Origin of the sequence: Sphingopyxis sp. (assembly GCF_050916055.1) — a bacterium.
GTDB lineage: Bacteria > Pseudomonadota > Alphaproteobacteria > Sphingomonadales > Sphingomonadaceae > Sphingopyxis.
On the sequence record NZ_CP051527.1, the window covers coordinates 3243848 to 3258343 of the forward strand.

13 protein-coding genes are annotated in these 14496 nt (G+C 67.1%); 8 read left to right on the forward strand and 5 right to left on the reverse strand.

The features are described from left to right. Positions 1-71: 71 nt before the first annotated feature. The 4 genes from HEQ22_RS15895 to HEQ22_RS15910 all read right to left on the reverse strand — a co-directional run bounded on the left by HEQ22_RS15895 (position 72) and on the right by HEQ22_RS15910 (position 6967). Entirely contained in the window at positions 72-1502 is a 1431-nt protein-coding gene (locus HEQ22_RS15895; protein WP_432768810.1) for an efflux transporter outer membrane subunit, read from the reverse strand. Beyond that, positions 1499-4696 (reverse strand): efflux RND transporter permease subunit, encoded by a 3198-nt coding sequence (locus tag HEQ22_RS15900; protein WP_432768811.1) that lies wholly within the window; start codon positions 4694-4696, stop codon positions 1499-1501. Before HEQ22_RS15900 ends, HEQ22_RS15895 begins: the two co-directional genes overlap by 4 nt. Positions 4697-4702: 6 nt before the next feature. Continuing rightward, entirely contained in the window at positions 4703-5884 is a 1182-nt protein-coding gene (locus HEQ22_RS15905; protein ID WP_432768812.1) for an efflux RND transporter periplasmic adaptor subunit, read from the reverse strand. Between the two features lie 174 nt (positions 5885-6058). After that, positions 6059-6967, reverse strand: coding sequence for a LysR family transcriptional regulator (locus HEQ22_RS15910; RefSeq protein ID WP_432768813.1), 909 nt, complete (start codon positions 6965-6967; stop codon positions 6059-6061). A gap of 97 nt (positions 6968-7064) precedes the next feature. On the opposite strand from HEQ22_RS15910, the gene HEQ22_RS15915 reads away from it, so the two are divergent. From HEQ22_RS15915 to mmsB, 8 genes are all read left to right on the forward strand, one after another. Further along, complete coding sequence (locus HEQ22_RS15915; RefSeq protein ID WP_432768814.1) at positions 7065-8558, forward strand: CoA-acylating methylmalonate-semialdehyde dehydrogenase; 1494 nt, start codon at positions 7065-7067, stop codon at positions 8556-8558. Between the two features lie 90 nt (positions 8559-8648). Further along, positions 8649-9212, forward strand: a complete 564-nt coding sequence (locus HEQ22_RS15920) for a hypothetical protein (RefSeq protein ID WP_432768815.1) — start codon at positions 8649-8651, stop codon at positions 9210-9212. A gap of 25 nt (positions 9213-9237) precedes the next feature. Continuing rightward, positions 9238-9543 (forward strand): I78 family peptidase inhibitor, encoded by a 306-nt coding sequence (locus HEQ22_RS15925; protein WP_432768816.1) that lies wholly within the window; start codon positions 9238-9240, stop codon positions 9541-9543. Then, complete coding sequence (locus tag HEQ22_RS15930) at positions 9536-9937, forward strand: RidA family protein (protein ID WP_432768817.1); 402 nt, start codon at positions 9536-9538, stop codon at positions 9935-9937. Before HEQ22_RS15925 ends, HEQ22_RS15930 begins: the two co-directional genes overlap by 8 nt. After that, on the forward strand, positions 9934-11079 hold the full coding sequence (locus tag HEQ22_RS15935) for an acyl-CoA dehydrogenase family protein (protein ID WP_432768818.1): 1146 nt from the start codon (positions 9934-9936) through the stop codon (positions 11077-11079). Before HEQ22_RS15930 ends, HEQ22_RS15935 begins: the two co-directional genes overlap by 4 nt. Continuing rightward, positions 11076-12122, forward strand: coding sequence for an enoyl-CoA hydratase/isomerase family protein (locus tag HEQ22_RS15940; protein ID WP_432768819.1), 1047 nt, complete (start codon positions 11076-11078; stop codon positions 12120-12122). Before HEQ22_RS15935 ends, HEQ22_RS15940 begins: the two co-directional genes overlap by 4 nt. Positions 12123-12225: 103 nt before the next feature. Next, a complete protein-coding gene (locus tag HEQ22_RS15945) occupies positions 12226-13008 on the forward strand; it encodes an enoyl-CoA hydratase-related protein (RefSeq protein ID WP_432768820.1) in 783 nt (260 codons plus the stop codon). Between the two features lies 1 nt (position 13009). Further along, positions 13010-13885 (forward strand): 3-hydroxyisobutyrate dehydrogenase, encoded by an 876-nt coding sequence (gene mmsB, locus HEQ22_RS15950; protein ID WP_432768821.1) that lies wholly within the window; start codon positions 13010-13012, stop codon positions 13883-13885. 13 nt (positions 13886-13898) lie between these two features. Here mmsB and HEQ22_RS15955 read toward each other — a convergent pair whose 3' ends face one another. Then, on the reverse strand, positions 13899-14489 hold the full coding sequence (locus HEQ22_RS15955) for a hypothetical protein (RefSeq protein ID WP_432768822.1): 591 nt from the start codon (positions 14487-14489) through the stop codon (positions 13899-13901). Positions 14490-14496 lie beyond the last annotated feature (7 nt).

Genomic DNA, 14496 nt, shown 5'->3' on the forward strand with positions numbered 1-14496 from the left:
CGGACTTGATCCGGGGTCCATTTCGGTGCCGGCTGCATGGATGCCGGATCAAGTCCGGCATGACGACGATATCAGGGGGTGGGCGGAGCCCCCGCGCCGCTGTCGCCGCCCAGCGCGCGGAACAAAGCGATGCGGGCCTGGACGAGCAGCAACTGAGTCGCGATCTCGCTCTGCCGTGCGGCATACAGGCTGCGCTGGGCGTCGAGGCTGGAAAGGAAGCTGTCGACGCCGCCGCGGTAGCGCGCCTCGGTCAGCGTCGCGGTGTCGGCGGCCGCAGCGGTGTTCGCCGCCGCGGCGCGGCCGCGCTCGGCGATCGTGCCCTGCACCGCGAGCGCGTCGGCGACCTCGCGAAACGCGGTCTGGATCGCGCCTTCATACCCTGCCAGCGCCGCGTCGCGCTGCGCCTCGCTCACCGCCACCCCGGCGCGGCGGCCGCCGGCGTCGAAAATCGTCGCGGTGGCATCGCCGCCCGCCGACCAGCTGAACGATCCGCCGTCGAACAGGCCCGACAGCGCGTCGCTGGCGAAACCGAGCAGGCCGGTGAGCGAGATCGACGGGAACAGCCGCGCGCGCGCGGCGCCGATGTCGGCGTTGGCGGCGCGCAGGCCATATTCGGCCTCGATCACATCGGGACGGCGGAGCAGGATTTCGGAACTCACCCCGGCGGGGGGCGACACCACCGACGGCGTCACGTCGGCGAGGCTGGCGGGCAGCAGGGCGCGATCGACGTCGCCGCCGACGAGCAGGCGGATCAGATTCTCGTCCTGCGCCAGCGCCGTCTGCTGCCGCGCGATGGCATCCTCGGCGGTCGCCAATATCTGTTCGGCCTGGCGCAGGTCGGTGCGCGGCGCGATGCCGCCGTCGAGCCGGGCGCGGGTCAGGCGGACGCTTTCGCGCGCGCTGGTCGCGGTTTCGCGCGCGATCGCCAGCAGGTCGCGGTCGGCGCCATAGGTCGCCCAGGCTTCGGCGAGGCTCGCGATCAGCGCCAGCCGCACCGTGCGCGACGCCGCCTCGGTGGCCAGCGCGCGATTGCGGTCGGCGTCGGCGAGGTTGGCGAGGCGGCCGAACAGGTCGAGTTCGAACGCGGTGATCCCGCCGCGCAACGAGAAGTCGCCGCCGCCGCTGCCGCCAACGTTGCCGCCGTTGCCGGTCCCGCCGCCGCCATTGTCGGAATAGCCGGCGCCAGCGCTCACTCCCACTTGCGGGAATTGGCCGGCGCGGGTGACGCGCGCCTGCGCGCGCGCTGCGGCGACATTGGCATAGGCGACGCGCAGGTCGCGATTGTTCGCCAGCGCCTGTTCGGTCAGCGCCTGCAACCGCGGGTCGGTGAACACGCTTTTATAGGACAGGATCGGCAGCGCCGCCTCGCTCTGCAACAGATAGGCGTCGCCGACCGGCCAGCTTTGCGGGACGGGCGGCGGCGGCAGCACCGTCTTGGGCGCCAGCGAGCAGCCGGCGAGCGCCAGCGGGCCGGCGAGCAGCAGGATGCGGGCGCGGATCATGCCGGCACCTCCGCCGCGCCCGTGCCGCTCCGGTTTTTGCCGTACCGATCGCGCAGCGCGGCAACCCCGTCGCGCACCCCGCGCCGGACGAGCACGAAAAACAGCGGGATGAAGAAAATCGCGAGCAGGGTGGCGGTCAGCATGCCGCCGATCACCGACGTGCCGATCGCGATCCGGCTGTTCGCGCCCGCGCCCGACGCGAGCGCCAGCGGCAGCACCCCGAAGATGAAGGCAAAGCTGGTCATCAGGATCGGGCGCAGGCGGATGCGCGCCGCGGCGATCGCCGCCTCGATCACGCGCTTGCCCTTGCGCTCTTCCTGTTCGGCGAATTCGATCATCAGAATCGCATTTTTGGCCGCGAGCCCCATCGTCGTCAGCAGGCCGATCTGCAGATAGACGTCGTTTTCCAGCCCGCGCAGCGTCACCGCAAACACCGCGCCGACCAGGCCGAGCGGGATGACGAGCAGCACCGCGACCGGGATCGACCAGCTTTCGTACAGCGCCGCGAGGCACAGGAAGACGACGAGCAACGACAGGGCGTAGAGCAACGGCGCCTGTCCCGACGACAGCCGCTCCTGATAGGAGGCGCCCGACCAGGCCACGCTGGTGCCCGGAATCTCGGCGGCGAGCGCCGCAATCTCGTCCATCGCCTCGCCCGAACTGGTGCCGGCGGTCGGCTCGCCCGAAATTTCGAAGGCGGGAATACCCTGAAAGCGCGAGGTGGTGCTGGGGGTCGTCGACCAGCCGATCTGCGAAAAGGCCGAGAAGGGCGACATGCCGCCGTCGGCCGACCGCACATACCATTGGCTGAGGTCTTCGGGTTTGGAGCGATAGGGCGCATCGCCCTGGACATAAACGCGCTTCACCCGGCCTTCGTCGATGAAATCATTGACGTATCGCCCACCCCAGGCGGTCGACAGGGTGCTGTTCACGTCGGCGTTGGTGAGGCCGTAAGCGGTCAGCCGCTGGGTATCGATGTCGATCTTCAGCGTCGCGAGATCGGGCAGGTCGCTCAGCCGTACCGAGGTGAGCTTGGGATTGGCGTTCGCCGCCGCCAGCAGCCGCTCGCGCGCCTCGGCAAACTCCTCGCGCGACATGCCGCTGCGGTTCTGGAACTGCATCGTAAAGCCCGACGTGTCGCCGAGCCCGCGCACCGAGCCGGGGACAAGGGCAAAGACCTGCGCGTCGCGCAGCCCGGCAAAGGCCTGCCGGGTGCGTTCGGCGATCGCGTCGGCGCTATTCTCCTTGCCCGGCCGGGCGTCCCAGTCGGCCAGGTTGACGAACCCGCGCCCGGTGTTCTGGCCCGACGCCCCGCCGCCGCCGCCGCCGGCGTTGATGAACAGCGATTCGATGTTCGCCTTTTCGGCGCTGAGCAGATGGTCTTCGATCGCGTCGCGCACCTCGAGCGTCCGTTCCTGCGTCGCCCCGGCGGGCAGGCGGAACTGGATCTGGACCCGGCCCTGATCCTCGCCGGGCAGGAAGCCGCCGGGCAGGCGCAGGAACAGGAAGGCGAGCAGCACCAGGATAATCAGATAGATGCCGACAAAACGCCATTTGCGGTCGACGACGCGCTCGACGCTGCCGACATAGCGCTCGGTCGTGCGCTCGAAGCGGGTGTTGAACCAGACCTTGGCGCGTCCCAGTGCGGCATCGACGCGCGGGAAGCGCCCCGGCGGCGGATCGCCGTGGCCGCGCGGCTTGAGCAGGGTCGAGGTCAGCGCCGGGCTGAGGATCAGCGCGACGAACACCGACAGCGCCATCGCCGAGACGACGGTGACCGAGAACTGGCGATAGATCACGCCGGTCGAGCCGCCGAAAAACGCCATCGGCAGGAACACCGCCGACAGCACCAGCCCGATGGCGATCAGCGCGACCTGCAATTCCTGCATCGACTGGATCGTCGCTTCGCGCGCGGTCATCCCCGGATTTTCTTCCATCAATCGCTCGACATTCTCGACCACGACGATCGCATCGTCCACGAGCAGGCCAATCGCGAGCACGAGCCCGAACAGCGTCAGCGTGTTGATGGTGAACCCGGCGATATAAAAGACCGCAAAGGTGCCGAGCAGCACCACCGGCACCGCGATGGCGGGGATCAGCGTCGCGCGCCAGCTTTGCAGGAAGACGAACATGACGATGATGACGAGCAGGATCGCCTCGAACAACGCCTTCTGCACTTCGCTGACCGACAGGCGGATGAAGGTCGTCGTGTCGTTGATATAGGCATAGTCCAGCCCGTCGGGCATGTTGCGGGCGAGGTCGGTCATCCGGGTTTTGACGCGCTCGACCGTCGCCAGCGCGTCGGCGCCCGGCGACAGCGAGATCGCCATGCCCGAACTCGGCTGGCGGTTCAGCCGCCCGACCGAGCTGTAATTTTCGGCGCCGATCTCGACCCGCGCCACGTCGCGGATGCGCACCGCCGATCCGTCGGGCTGGGTTTTCAAGATGATGTTGCGAAATTCCTCAGGGGTTTGCAGACGCGACTGGGCGGTGACCGTCGCGGTCAGCAACTGCCCCTCCGGCGACGGCAGGCCGCCGACTTCGCCGGCCGCAATCTCGCTGTTCTGGGCGGTGATCGCGGCAATGACATCGCTCGGCATCAGCGACATGCCCGCCAGTCGCTGCGGGTTGAGCCAGATCCGCATCGCGTGCGGCGATCCGAAGATATTGACGTCGCCGACCCCCTCGACCCGCGACAGCGGATCCTGGATGTTGGTGGTCAGATAATCGGACACATCGTAATTCGACCGCGTCCGGGTCTTGTCGTAAACGCTGACGATCAGCAGCGTGTCCGAATTGGATTTGCTGACCCGCACGCCTTGTTGCTGGACCTGCGCCGGCAGACGCGACACCGCCGACTCGATCTTGTTCTGGACCTGCACCTGCGCGATGTCGGGATCGGTGCCCTTGTCGAAGATCGCGGTGATGCTGGCCTGTCCGCTCGCGCTCGATTGCGAACTGAAATAGAGCAGGCCATCGATCCCGGTCAGCTGCTGCTCCAATATCTGGGTGACGCTGTTTTCGACGGTTTCGGCGGACGCGCCGGGATAGCTGGCGCGGATGTTGACCTGGACCGGCGCGATGTCGGGATATTGCTCGATCGGCAGCGCGCGCAAGGCGCCAAAGCCGGCGAGCATGACGACGATCGCCAGCACCCAGGCAAAAATCGGCCGGTCGATGAAAATACGGGACATGAGGGGCTATTTACTCTTTTCTGCTGTCTTGGCCGCGGCGGGAGCCCCCACCCGCTGCGGATTGCTGGCCGGGACCGGACGAATATCGGCGCCGTCGCGCAGATTGCCGACCCCCTGGGTGATTACACGGTCGCCTGCACGCAAGCCCCCCGTAACGATCCAGCTGCCCCCCACGGTGCGGGTCGTTTCGATCTTGCGGCGCACCGCCTTGTTATCCTTGCCGACCAGATAGACGATCGCCGACCCGTCGAAATCGCGCTGCACCGCCTGCTGCGAGACCAGGATCGCAGTTGGATCGACCGCCTGTTCGAACATCGCGGTGACGAACATGCCGGGCAGCAAAAGCCCCTTGGGATTGGGAAAGCGCGCGCGCAGCGTCACGGTGCCAGTCGCCTCGTTCACCGTCGCTTCCGAAAATTCCACGGTGCCGGCAAAGCCATAGGCGCTGCCGTCCTCGAGGCGCAGCCGGACCGACGCGCCGCCGGCGGTGATGCCGCCAGCCGCGATCGCCTGCCGCAGCGTCGTCAGCTCGGCGCTCGACTGCTGCATGTCGACATAGATCGGGTCGGTGCGCTGGATGACCGCGAGCGGCGTCGCCTGGCTCGCGCTCACCAGCGCGCCCGGGGTGGCGAGCGAGCGGCCGATGCGGCCGCTGATCGGCGCGGTGATCGTCGCGTAGCGCAGGTTGATCCGCGCGGTTTCGAGCGCCGCGGCATTTTGCGCCACCACCGCGCGCGCCACGCGCGCCTGCGCCACCGCATCAGTATAGTCCTGCTCGGCGATAGCCTGCATCTTGGCGAGCGGTTCGAAGCGCCGCGCACGTTCGTCGGCGGCCTGCGCGCTGGCGCGGGCGCTGGCCAGATTGGCGGCCGCCTGATCGGCGGCGGCCTGGAACAGGCTCGCGTCGATCTGGTACAGCGGCTGGCCGGCGCGCACGAAACCGCCTTCGGTGAACAGGCGGCGGCGAATGAGGCCGCCGACCTGCGGCCGCACTTCGCTGGTTTCGAACGCGACGGTGCGCCCGCCCAATTCGGTGGTAACCGGCACGGCCTGCGTCGTCACAGTGACGAAGCCGACCTCAGGCGCGCCGCGATCGCGGCCGCCCTTTTCCTCGCCGGCACAGGCGGACAACAAGAGCGTCACGGCGCACAAGGCTCCGGCGAGGAGCGGCGTCCTTTTTTCCAGCATAGTCGGTTAATCTCGTATCGGTCGGCCGGGGGGATAGCGGCAATCGCGCCTATTCAACCCATCGCAATGGGCCATGCAAGCGCTTTCAGGGCTTTGCGACAAAGTGCGACAATTTTGCCTGAGGGCGCGCTGAGCGAGCCCGGCTGACGCCAATCCCCGACTGGTGGTCGCCGCCTAGCCGATTTCGTTGCGCGTCAGCGCGGGAACCAGCAACCCCCGGTTCTCGCGCACCTCGGCATCGAGCCAGTCGATGAACGCCCGGATCCGCGGCTGCGGTGCAATGTCGCGGTGGAGCGCGAGCCAGAAGGCGCGCGCGATCGCCTGATCGGGCCGCACCCGTACCAGCGCCGGATCGCCCGCCGCGAGGAAGCAGGGGAGCACGCCGACCCCCGCACCGCCTGCGATCATCCGCCGTTGCGCGAGGATTGAGGATGAGCGGACCGTCGCGCGGAGTCCGGGTTCGATTTCGCCCAGATAGTCGAGTTCGGGGGCGTACAGAATGTCGGGCATGTAGCCGATTACCGGAATGCCCGCGCGCGACAGCGGTGTCTGCGCGACAGCTGTCTGCCAGTCGGGCCGGTCGGCGGGGGCGTAAATGCCGAGGCTGTAATCCGACAGCTTGCGCGTGATCAGCGGGCCCTTGCGCGGCCGCGCGAGCAGCACCGCCATATCGGCCTCGCGCCGCGACGGGTTGAGGAAACCCGACGACGCGACGAGATCGATCTCAAGCTCCGGATGGGCTGCGACGAAACCCGCGAGGCGCGGCGCGATGAAGCTGTTGCCGAAGCCTTCGGACACGCTGACGCGCAGCTGCCCCGACAATCCCGCGCCGCCGCCCGGCGCCATATGGATGCGCGCCGCCGCCGCCGCCATCGCTTCGGCGTGTGGCAGAAGCGCCCGACCCGCTGCGGTCAGAACGAACCCCGTCGGCGCGCGTTCGAACAGCGTCTGGCCGAGCGACGTTTCGAGCGCACTGACGCGGCGGCTGACCGTGGTCGCGTCGACGTGCAGCGCCGCACCGGCGCGCGCGAGCGTGCCGTGGCGCGCGACGAACAGGAAATATTGCAGCTTATCCCAGTCCATAAGCTGCAAATATGCAGGACCGGGCTGCAAGTCTATCCCTTGCAATCGCGCCCTAACTGGTCTGTTGCAGCGGCAACATCTTTGGGAGACATATGCCATGCGACAGATCGACCATCACATCGCCGGCGGGGCCGGCGGCAGCGCCCGCTTTAGCGACGTGTTCGACCCCAACAACGGCGGCGTCCAGGCCCGGGTCGCGCTCGGCGATCGCGCTGTCCTCGACCGCGCCGTGGCCGCGGCCAAGGCCGCGCAGCCCGCCTGGGCCGCGACCAACCCGCAGCGCCGCGCGCGCGTGATGTTCGAATTCAAACGCCTCGTCGAAGCGAATATGAACCAGCTTGCTGAAATGCTGTCGAGCGAGCACGGCAAGGTGATCGCCGATTCGAAGGGCGACATTCAGCGCGGGCTGGAGGTCATCGAATTCTGCTGCGGCATCCCGCATGTGCTGAAGGGCGAATATACGCAGGGCGCCGGCCCCGGCATCGACGTCTATTCGATGCGCCAGCCGATCGGCATCGGCGCCGGCATCACCCCGTTCAACTTCCCCGCGATGATCCCGCTGTGGATGGGCGGCGTCGCGACCGCGACGGGCAACGCCTTCATCCTGAAACCCAGCGAGCGCGATCCCTCGGTCCCCGTGCGCCTGTCGGAACTCTTCCTCGAAGCGGGCATGCCCGAGGGGATTTTCCAGACCGTCCATGGCGACAAGGAAATGGTCGACGCGATCCTCGACCATCCCGACATCGGCGCGGTCAGCTTCGTCGGCTCGTCGGACATCGCGCATTATGTCTACAACCGCGGCGTCGCGAACGGCAAGCGGGTGCAGGCGATGGGCGGCGCCAAGAACCATGGCATCGTCATGCCCGACGCCGACCTCGATCAGGTCGTCAATGATTTGACTGGCGCCGCTTTCGGTTCGGCGGGCGAGCGCTGCATGGCGCTGCCCGTCGTCGTTCCGGTCGGCGAGGACACCGCGAACCGGCTGCGCGCGAAGCTGATCCCGGCAATCGAGGCGCTGCGCATCGGCGTGTCGACCGATGGCGAAGCGCATTACGGCCCGGTGGTGACGCAGGCGCACAAGGAAAAGGTCGAAGGTTGGATCGCGAAATGCGCCGACGAGGGCGCCGAGCTGGTCGTCGACGGCCGGGGCTTCAGTCTGCAGGGGCATGAGGAAGGCTTCTTCGTCGGCCCGACGCTGTTCGACCATGTCACCCCCGACATGGAAAGCTATAAGGAAGAAATCTTCGGCCCGGTGCTGCAGATCGTCCGTGCCGCCGATTTCGAAACCGCGCTCGAATTGCCCAGCAAGCATCAGTACGGCAACGGCGTCGCCATCTTCACGCGCAACGGCCACGCCGCGCGCGAATTCGCTGCAAGGGTCAATGTCGGCATGGTCGGCATCAACGTGCCGATCCCGGTGCCGGTCGCCTATCACAGCTTCGGCGGCTGGAAGCGTTCGGCGTTCGGCGACACCAACCAGCACGGCATGGAGGGCGTCAAATTCTGGACCAAGGTCAAGACGATCACCGCGCGCTGGCCCGACGGGTCGCCGGACGGCGGCAACGCCTTCGTCATCCCGACAATGGGTTGATCGGGCGCATTTCGTGAAACCCGGCGACGCCATCGGGCATTGTTCCTGCGAGGGTTTCGGCGCGCGCCGGGGCCGCGCAGGAGAATGACGATGACGCGCTATTTGCTTTCCGCTGCCGTGCTGGTGCTCGCCGGGTGTAGCGGCGGCGAGGACAAGGCGAACAGCACAGCCGCGAAATCCGACGCTGCCGCACCGGCGACGCCGCCGCCGGCAGCACCGACCGTGCCCGACAGCGATGGCGACGCGATGGCGCGGTGGGAAGAGGACCGCGGTTATGAGCCCGATCCGTCCGAACCCGCGCTCACCGAAGCCGAACCCGGCATCGGGAGCGGCGACAAGACGGTGCCGGCGGCGATCCGCGGTCGCTGGGCGCTCGATGCGAGCGATTGCCCGAAGCGCCCCGGCACCGACCTGACGGCGCTGGTGATCGACGCGACCAGCCTGCGGTTCCACGAATCGCACGGCGAGCTGGCGCGGGTTCGCGAGCGCGACGCCAGCCGGATCGTCGCCGATTACAGGTTCAGCGGCGAGGGTGAGGAGTGGAACCGGCTGATGCTGCTCGACGTGGCCGACGGCGGGAAAATGCTGATCCGCCGCGATTATGGCGAGGGTGCCGCTGCCAACCCGATGCGCTATACGCGCTGCACCGCGTGACGGTTTTTTGAAAGGGAGACGAAAGATGGACATTCGCATGTTGGCAATTGCCGCCGCTCTGCCGCTCGCCGCGTGCGCGAGCAGCGAAGCGCCCGTCGAATCCGCCCCGACGCCGCCGCCCGCCGAGGCGGTTTGCAACGCCGACGCCGTCCAGTCGCTCGTCGGTCAGACCGCGACCGCCGATGTCGGCGTCCAGCTGATCAAGGGCAGCGGCATGCGCACGCTGCGCTGGGTACCGCCGCGCACTGCGGTCACCATGGATTTCCGCCCCGACCGGCTGACCGTCTCCTACGACGATGCGCTCAAGATCGAGCGGATCAGCTGTGGCTGACCCGACCCGGCGCAATCATAGCTCCGCGTCCCCGTTCGAACCCGTCTACGGCTACAGCCGCGCGGTTCGGGTGGGCAGCCGCATCGACGTCGCCGGCTGCGCGCCGATCGAGCCCGATGGGAGCTCGACTCCCGGTGACGCGGGCGATCAAGCCGCGCGGTGTATCGCGATCATCGGCGAGGCGCTCGCTGCGCTCGGCGGCAGTTTTGCCGATGTCGTGCGCACCCGTATGTATATCACCGACGCCGCCGACGCCGACCTTGTCGGCCGCGCGCATGGCGCGGTGTTCGGGGATGTTCGCCCGGCGTCGACGATGCTCGTCATGCCCGCGCTGATCCGCCCCGAGTGGAAAGTCGAAATCGAAGCCGAAGCCATTATCGGGAAAACCGCATGACCGACCAGTTCCAGCTTACCGACGACCAGCTCGCCATCCAGGATATGGCGCGCAAGTTCACCGCCGATCGCATCACGCCCTTCGCGGCCGAATGGGACGAGAAACATCATTATCCCGTCGATGTGTGGAAGGCGGCGGGCGAGCTGGGTTTCGGCGCCATCTATGTGGCGGAAGAATCGGGCGGCATCGGGCTCGGGCGAATGGAGGCGGCGCTGATCATGGAGGCGATGGCCTATGGCTGCCCCGCGACCAGCGCCTATATCTCGATCCACAATATGGCGACGTGGATGATCGACCGCTTTGGCGGCGACGAGATCAAGGCGCGCTTTCTGCCCGACCTCGTCAGCATGGACAAGATCGCCAGCTATTGCCTGACCGAGCCGGGGTCGGGGTCCGACGCCGCGGCGCTCAAGGCGACGGCGAAACGTGACGGCGACCATTATGTGCTGAACGGCACCAAGCAGTTCATCTCCGGCGCCGGCTATAACGACATATATGTCTGTATGGTCCGTACCAGCGAAGAAAAGTCGAAGGGCATCAGCTGCCTCGTTGTCGAAAAGGACACACCGGGCCTCAGCTTCGGCGCGCCCGAAAAAAAGCTCGGCTGGAATGCTTCCCCGACCGCGCAGGTGATTTTCGAGGATTGCCGCGTGCCGGCCGAAAATCTGGTCGGCGCCGAAGGCGACGGCTTTCGCTTCGCAATGGCGGGGCTCGACGGCGGGCGGCTCAACATCGGCGCCTGTTCCTTGGGCGGCGCGCAGCGCTGCCTCGACGAGGCGGTCGCGTACACCAAGGACCGCCAGCAGTTTGGGCAACCGATCGCCGATTTCCAGAACACCCAGTTCATGCTCGCCGACATGGCGACCGATCTCGAGGCCGCGCGGGCGCTGCTGTACATGGCGGCGGCCAAGGTCACTGCGAACGCTCCCGACAAGTCGCGTTTCTCGGCGATGGCGAAGCGCCTCGCGACAGACAATGGCAGCAAGATCGTCAACGACGCGCTGCAACTGTTCGGCGGCTACGGCTATTTGAAGGATTATCCGATCGAGCGTTTCTGGCGGGATCTGCGCGTCCATTCGATTCTTGAGGGCACCAATCAGGTGATGCGGATGATCGTCGGAAGGGACCTGCTGCGCCAATGACCGACGATGTGCTGATCAGCGTCGACGGCCGCTCCGGCCGCCTGTCACTCAACCGCCCCAAGGCGATCCATGCGCTCAATCTCGCGATGTGTCAGACGATGATCGACGCGCTTTTGAAGTGGCGCGCCGACGACGCGATCGAAGCGGTGATCATCGACCATAGCGAAGGCCGCGGCTTCTGTGCCGGCGGCGATATCCGCATGCTCGCCGAAAGCGGCGCCAAAGATGGGATCGAGGCGCGCGCCTTCTTCCACACCGAATATCGCCTCAACCATCTGTTGTTCACCTACCCGAAGCCCGTCGTCGCGTTCATGGACGGCATCACGATGGGCGGCGGGGTCGGGATTTCGCAGCCCGCGAAATATCGTGTCGCGACCGAGCATACGCGCTTCGCGATGCCCGAAACCGGAATCGGCCTGTTCCCCGATGTCGGCGGCGGCTGGTATCTGCCGCGGCTGGAAGGGCGCGTCGGGGTGTTCCTCGCACTCACCGGGGCGCGGCTCGACGGGGCGGAGTGCCTCGCGCTTGGCCTTGCGACCCATTATTTGCCGTCCGAAAAGCTCGCCGACGCAAAGGCGCGCATCGCGGCGCATCCGGACCGCATCGGCGGCATTTTGGGCGAGCTGTCGGTCACCGCGCCGCCCGCTGCGATCACCCAGCATATCGACAAGATCAACCGGCTGTTCGCCAGCGACACCTATGAAGACATCCTCGCCGCACTCGAAGCCGATGCTGGCGAATGGGCGGAAAAAGAACTGGGCGTCCTGCACGGTAAATCGCCGCAGACCTGCAAGGTTGCGCTCCGCCAGCTGAAGGAAGGCGGCGAGATGCACGACTTCGCGGCGCAGATGACGCAGGAATATGCGATCGGCAGCCGCGTCGTTCAAATGCACGATTTCCTCGAAGGCGTGCGCGCGCTGATTATCGACAAGGACAACAGCCCGAAATGGGATCCGGCCAAACCCGAAGCGGTGACCGAGGACTGGATCGACGGTATCTTCGCGCCTTTGCCCGATGATGAGAAATGGACGCCGCTGAGCTAAGCACGCCACTTCGTCACCCCGGACTTGATCCGGGGTCCATCCACCCAGCGTCGGAATGGATACCGGATCGATTCCGCCATGACGACAATCTGGAGATCATGACATGACCTACGAAACCCTTCTCGTCGAACAGCGCGGCGCCGTTACGCTGGTGACATTGAACCGCCCGCAGGCGCTCAACGCGCTCAATTCGGGTGTGCTCGACGACCTGATCGCAGCCTTTGCGGCCTTCGAGGCCGATCCCGGTCAGCGCTGCGCCGTCCTCACCGGTTCGGGCGACAAGGCCTTCGCCGCGGGCGCCGACATCAAAGAAATGGCCGACAAGCCGGCGTCCGATTTCTACCTCGAAGATTTCTTTTCGAAATGGACGAGCGATTTCGTGAAGAAGGTTCGCAAGCCGTGGATCGCGGCGGTCAATGGCTTCGCCTTGGGCGGCGGCTGCGAACTGGCGATGATGGCCGACTTCATCATCGCGTCGGAGAAAGCGAAGTTCGGCCAGCCCGAAATCAAGCTTGGCGTTGCGCCGGGCATGGGCGGGTCGCAGCGGCTGACCCGTGCAATCGGCAAGGCGAAGGCGATGGAAATGTGCCTGACCGGCCGGATGATGGACGCCGCCGAAGCAGAACGCTCGGGCCTCGTCGCGCGCGTCGTTCCGCATGGTACGCTGGTCGACGAAGCGCTGAAGACCGCGACGACGATCGCGGCGATGCCGCCGATGGCGGCGATGGTTAACAAGGATATGGTCAACGCCGCCTTTGAAACCACGCTCGACCAGGGGCTGATCTACGAACGCCGCCTGTTCCAGATCCTCGCCGCGACCGAGGACAAGGCCGAAGGCATGGCCGCCTTCATCGCGAAGCGCGAAGGCGTTTGGAAGGGGCGCTGACATGAAAATCGCATTCATCGGGCTCGGAAACATGGGCGGCGGCATGGCCGCGAACCTCGCGAAGGCGGGGCACGTGGTGCGCGCGTTCGACCTCAGCCACGAGGCGCTGGCGCGTGCCATCGACGCAGGTTGCACCCGCGCGGCCTCCGCTGCGGACGCCGTTACCGGCGCCGAAGCCGTGGTGACGATGCTCCCCGCGGGCAAGCATGTCTCGTCAGTCTATGAAAGCGACGTGTTTCCGAACGCCGCACCCGGCACCTTGCTCCTCGACTGCTCAACGATCGACGTCGCCACCGCGCGGGCTAACATCGCAGCTGCGACCGCCACGGGTCTCGTTGCGGTCGATGCGCCCGTGTCGGGCGGCATCGCCGCCGCCAACGCCGCCACGCTGACCTTCATGGTCGGCGGCACCGGCGAAGGCTTCGCTCGCGCCGAGCCGATCCTCGCGCAGATGGGTAAGGCGGTGATCCACGCCGGCGACGCGGGTGCGGGACAGGGCGCGAAGATTTGCAACAATATGCTGCTCGGGGCGTCGATGGTCGCGACCTGCGAGACGCTGGCGCTCGCGCTCAAGCTGGGGCTCGATCCGCAGAAATTCTTCGACATCGCCAGCGTGTCGTCCGGCCAGTGCTGGTCGCTGACCAGCTATGCGCCGTTGCCCGGGGTCGGGCCGACGACGCCCGCCGACAATGATTACAAGGGCGGGTTCGCCGCGGCGCTGATGCTCAAGGATCTGCGCCTCGCGATGGAAGCGGCGGCGAGCGTCGATGCCGACGTCCCGATGGGGTCGAAGGCGCGCGAACTGTACGAAGCTTTCGTCGAGGCCGATGCGCAGGGCCGCGACTTTTCGGCGATCATCACCACGCTGCGCGACTGACGGCCGGCGACGCTTAAAGTTCGCCCCCCAGCGCGCCGTATTTCGCCTCGAAACCCGGTTTGTCGCCGCGCGCCAGATAGCCCGCCTGATCGACCAGATTGTCGCGCGCGATGCGGCCCTGGAAGGCGCCGAGCTGCGGGTCGATCGCGGCGATATCGGCATCGGTCCAGTCGGCGATCTGCTGGAAGCGGGTGACGCCGAGGCCGCCGAGCAGCGCGACCATCTTGGGCCCGACGCCCTTCAGCAGCTGCAGATTGTCGGCTAATGCTGCGGGCGCGGCGGGCGGCGCGACGGGTGACGGTTCGGGGATGACGGCTGGCGCTGCGGGAGTTTCGGCGGCGGCATCGGGCGGAGGCGGCGCGACGGGCGCCGGCGATGCGGCCGGCGGCGGGGCGACCGGCATCGGCGCGGGTGCCGGCTCGACCGGTTTGAACCGAGCCGGTTCGGCCGCGACGATTTCGGGCTTGGCGGGTTCGAGCGGCTTGCGCGGCTCGGTGGGTGCGACCTCGGGCGGCGCCTTGCGGCGCAGCATCAGCCAAAGCAGCACGACCGCGACGACGAGGCCGACGACCGAGATGATCCAATTTTCCTGAAGCCACGTCATGATCGTC

Coding starts and splice junctions, on each gene's coding strand:
- HEQ22_RS15895 (WP_432768810.1), bottom strand. CDS start 1,502: ATGATCCGCGCCCGCATCCTGCTGCTCGCCGGCCCGCTGGCGCTCGCC.
- HEQ22_RS15900 (WP_432768811.1), bottom strand. CDS start 4,696: ATGTCCCGTATTTTCATCGACCGGCCGATTTTTGCCTGGGTGCTGGCG.
- HEQ22_RS15905 (WP_432768812.1), bottom strand. CDS start 5,884: ATGCTGGAAAAAAGGACGCCGCTCCTCGCCGGAGCCTTGTGCGCCGTG.
- HEQ22_RS15910 (WP_432768813.1), bottom strand. CDS start 6,967: ATGGACTGGGATAAGCTGCAATATTTCCTGTTCGTCGCGCGCCACGGC.
- HEQ22_RS15915 (WP_432768814.1), top strand. CDS start 7,065: ATGCGACAGATCGACCATCACATCGCCGGCGGGGCCGGCGGCAGCGCC.
- HEQ22_RS15920 (WP_432768815.1), top strand. CDS start 8,649: ATGACGCGCTATTTGCTTTCCGCTGCCGTGCTGGTGCTCGCCGGGTGT.
- HEQ22_RS15925 (WP_432768816.1), top strand. CDS start 9,238: ATGGACATTCGCATGTTGGCAATTGCCGCCGCTCTGCCGCTCGCCGCG.
- HEQ22_RS15935 (WP_432768818.1), top strand. CDS start 9,934: ATGACCGACCAGTTCCAGCTTACCGACGACCAGCTCGCCATCCAGGAT.
- HEQ22_RS15940 (WP_432768819.1), top strand. CDS start 11,076: ATGACCGACGATGTGCTGATCAGCGTCGACGGCCGCTCCGGCCGCCTG.
- HEQ22_RS15945 (WP_432768820.1), top strand. CDS start 12,226: ATGACCTACGAAACCCTTCTCGTCGAACAGCGCGGCGCCGTTACGCTG.
- mmsB (WP_432768821.1), top strand. CDS start 13,010: ATGAAAATCGCATTCATCGGGCTCGGAAACATGGGCGGCGGCATGGCC.
- HEQ22_RS15955 (WP_432768822.1), bottom strand. CDS start 14,489: ATGACGTGGCTTCAGGAAAATTGGATCATCTCGGTCGTCGGCCTCGTC.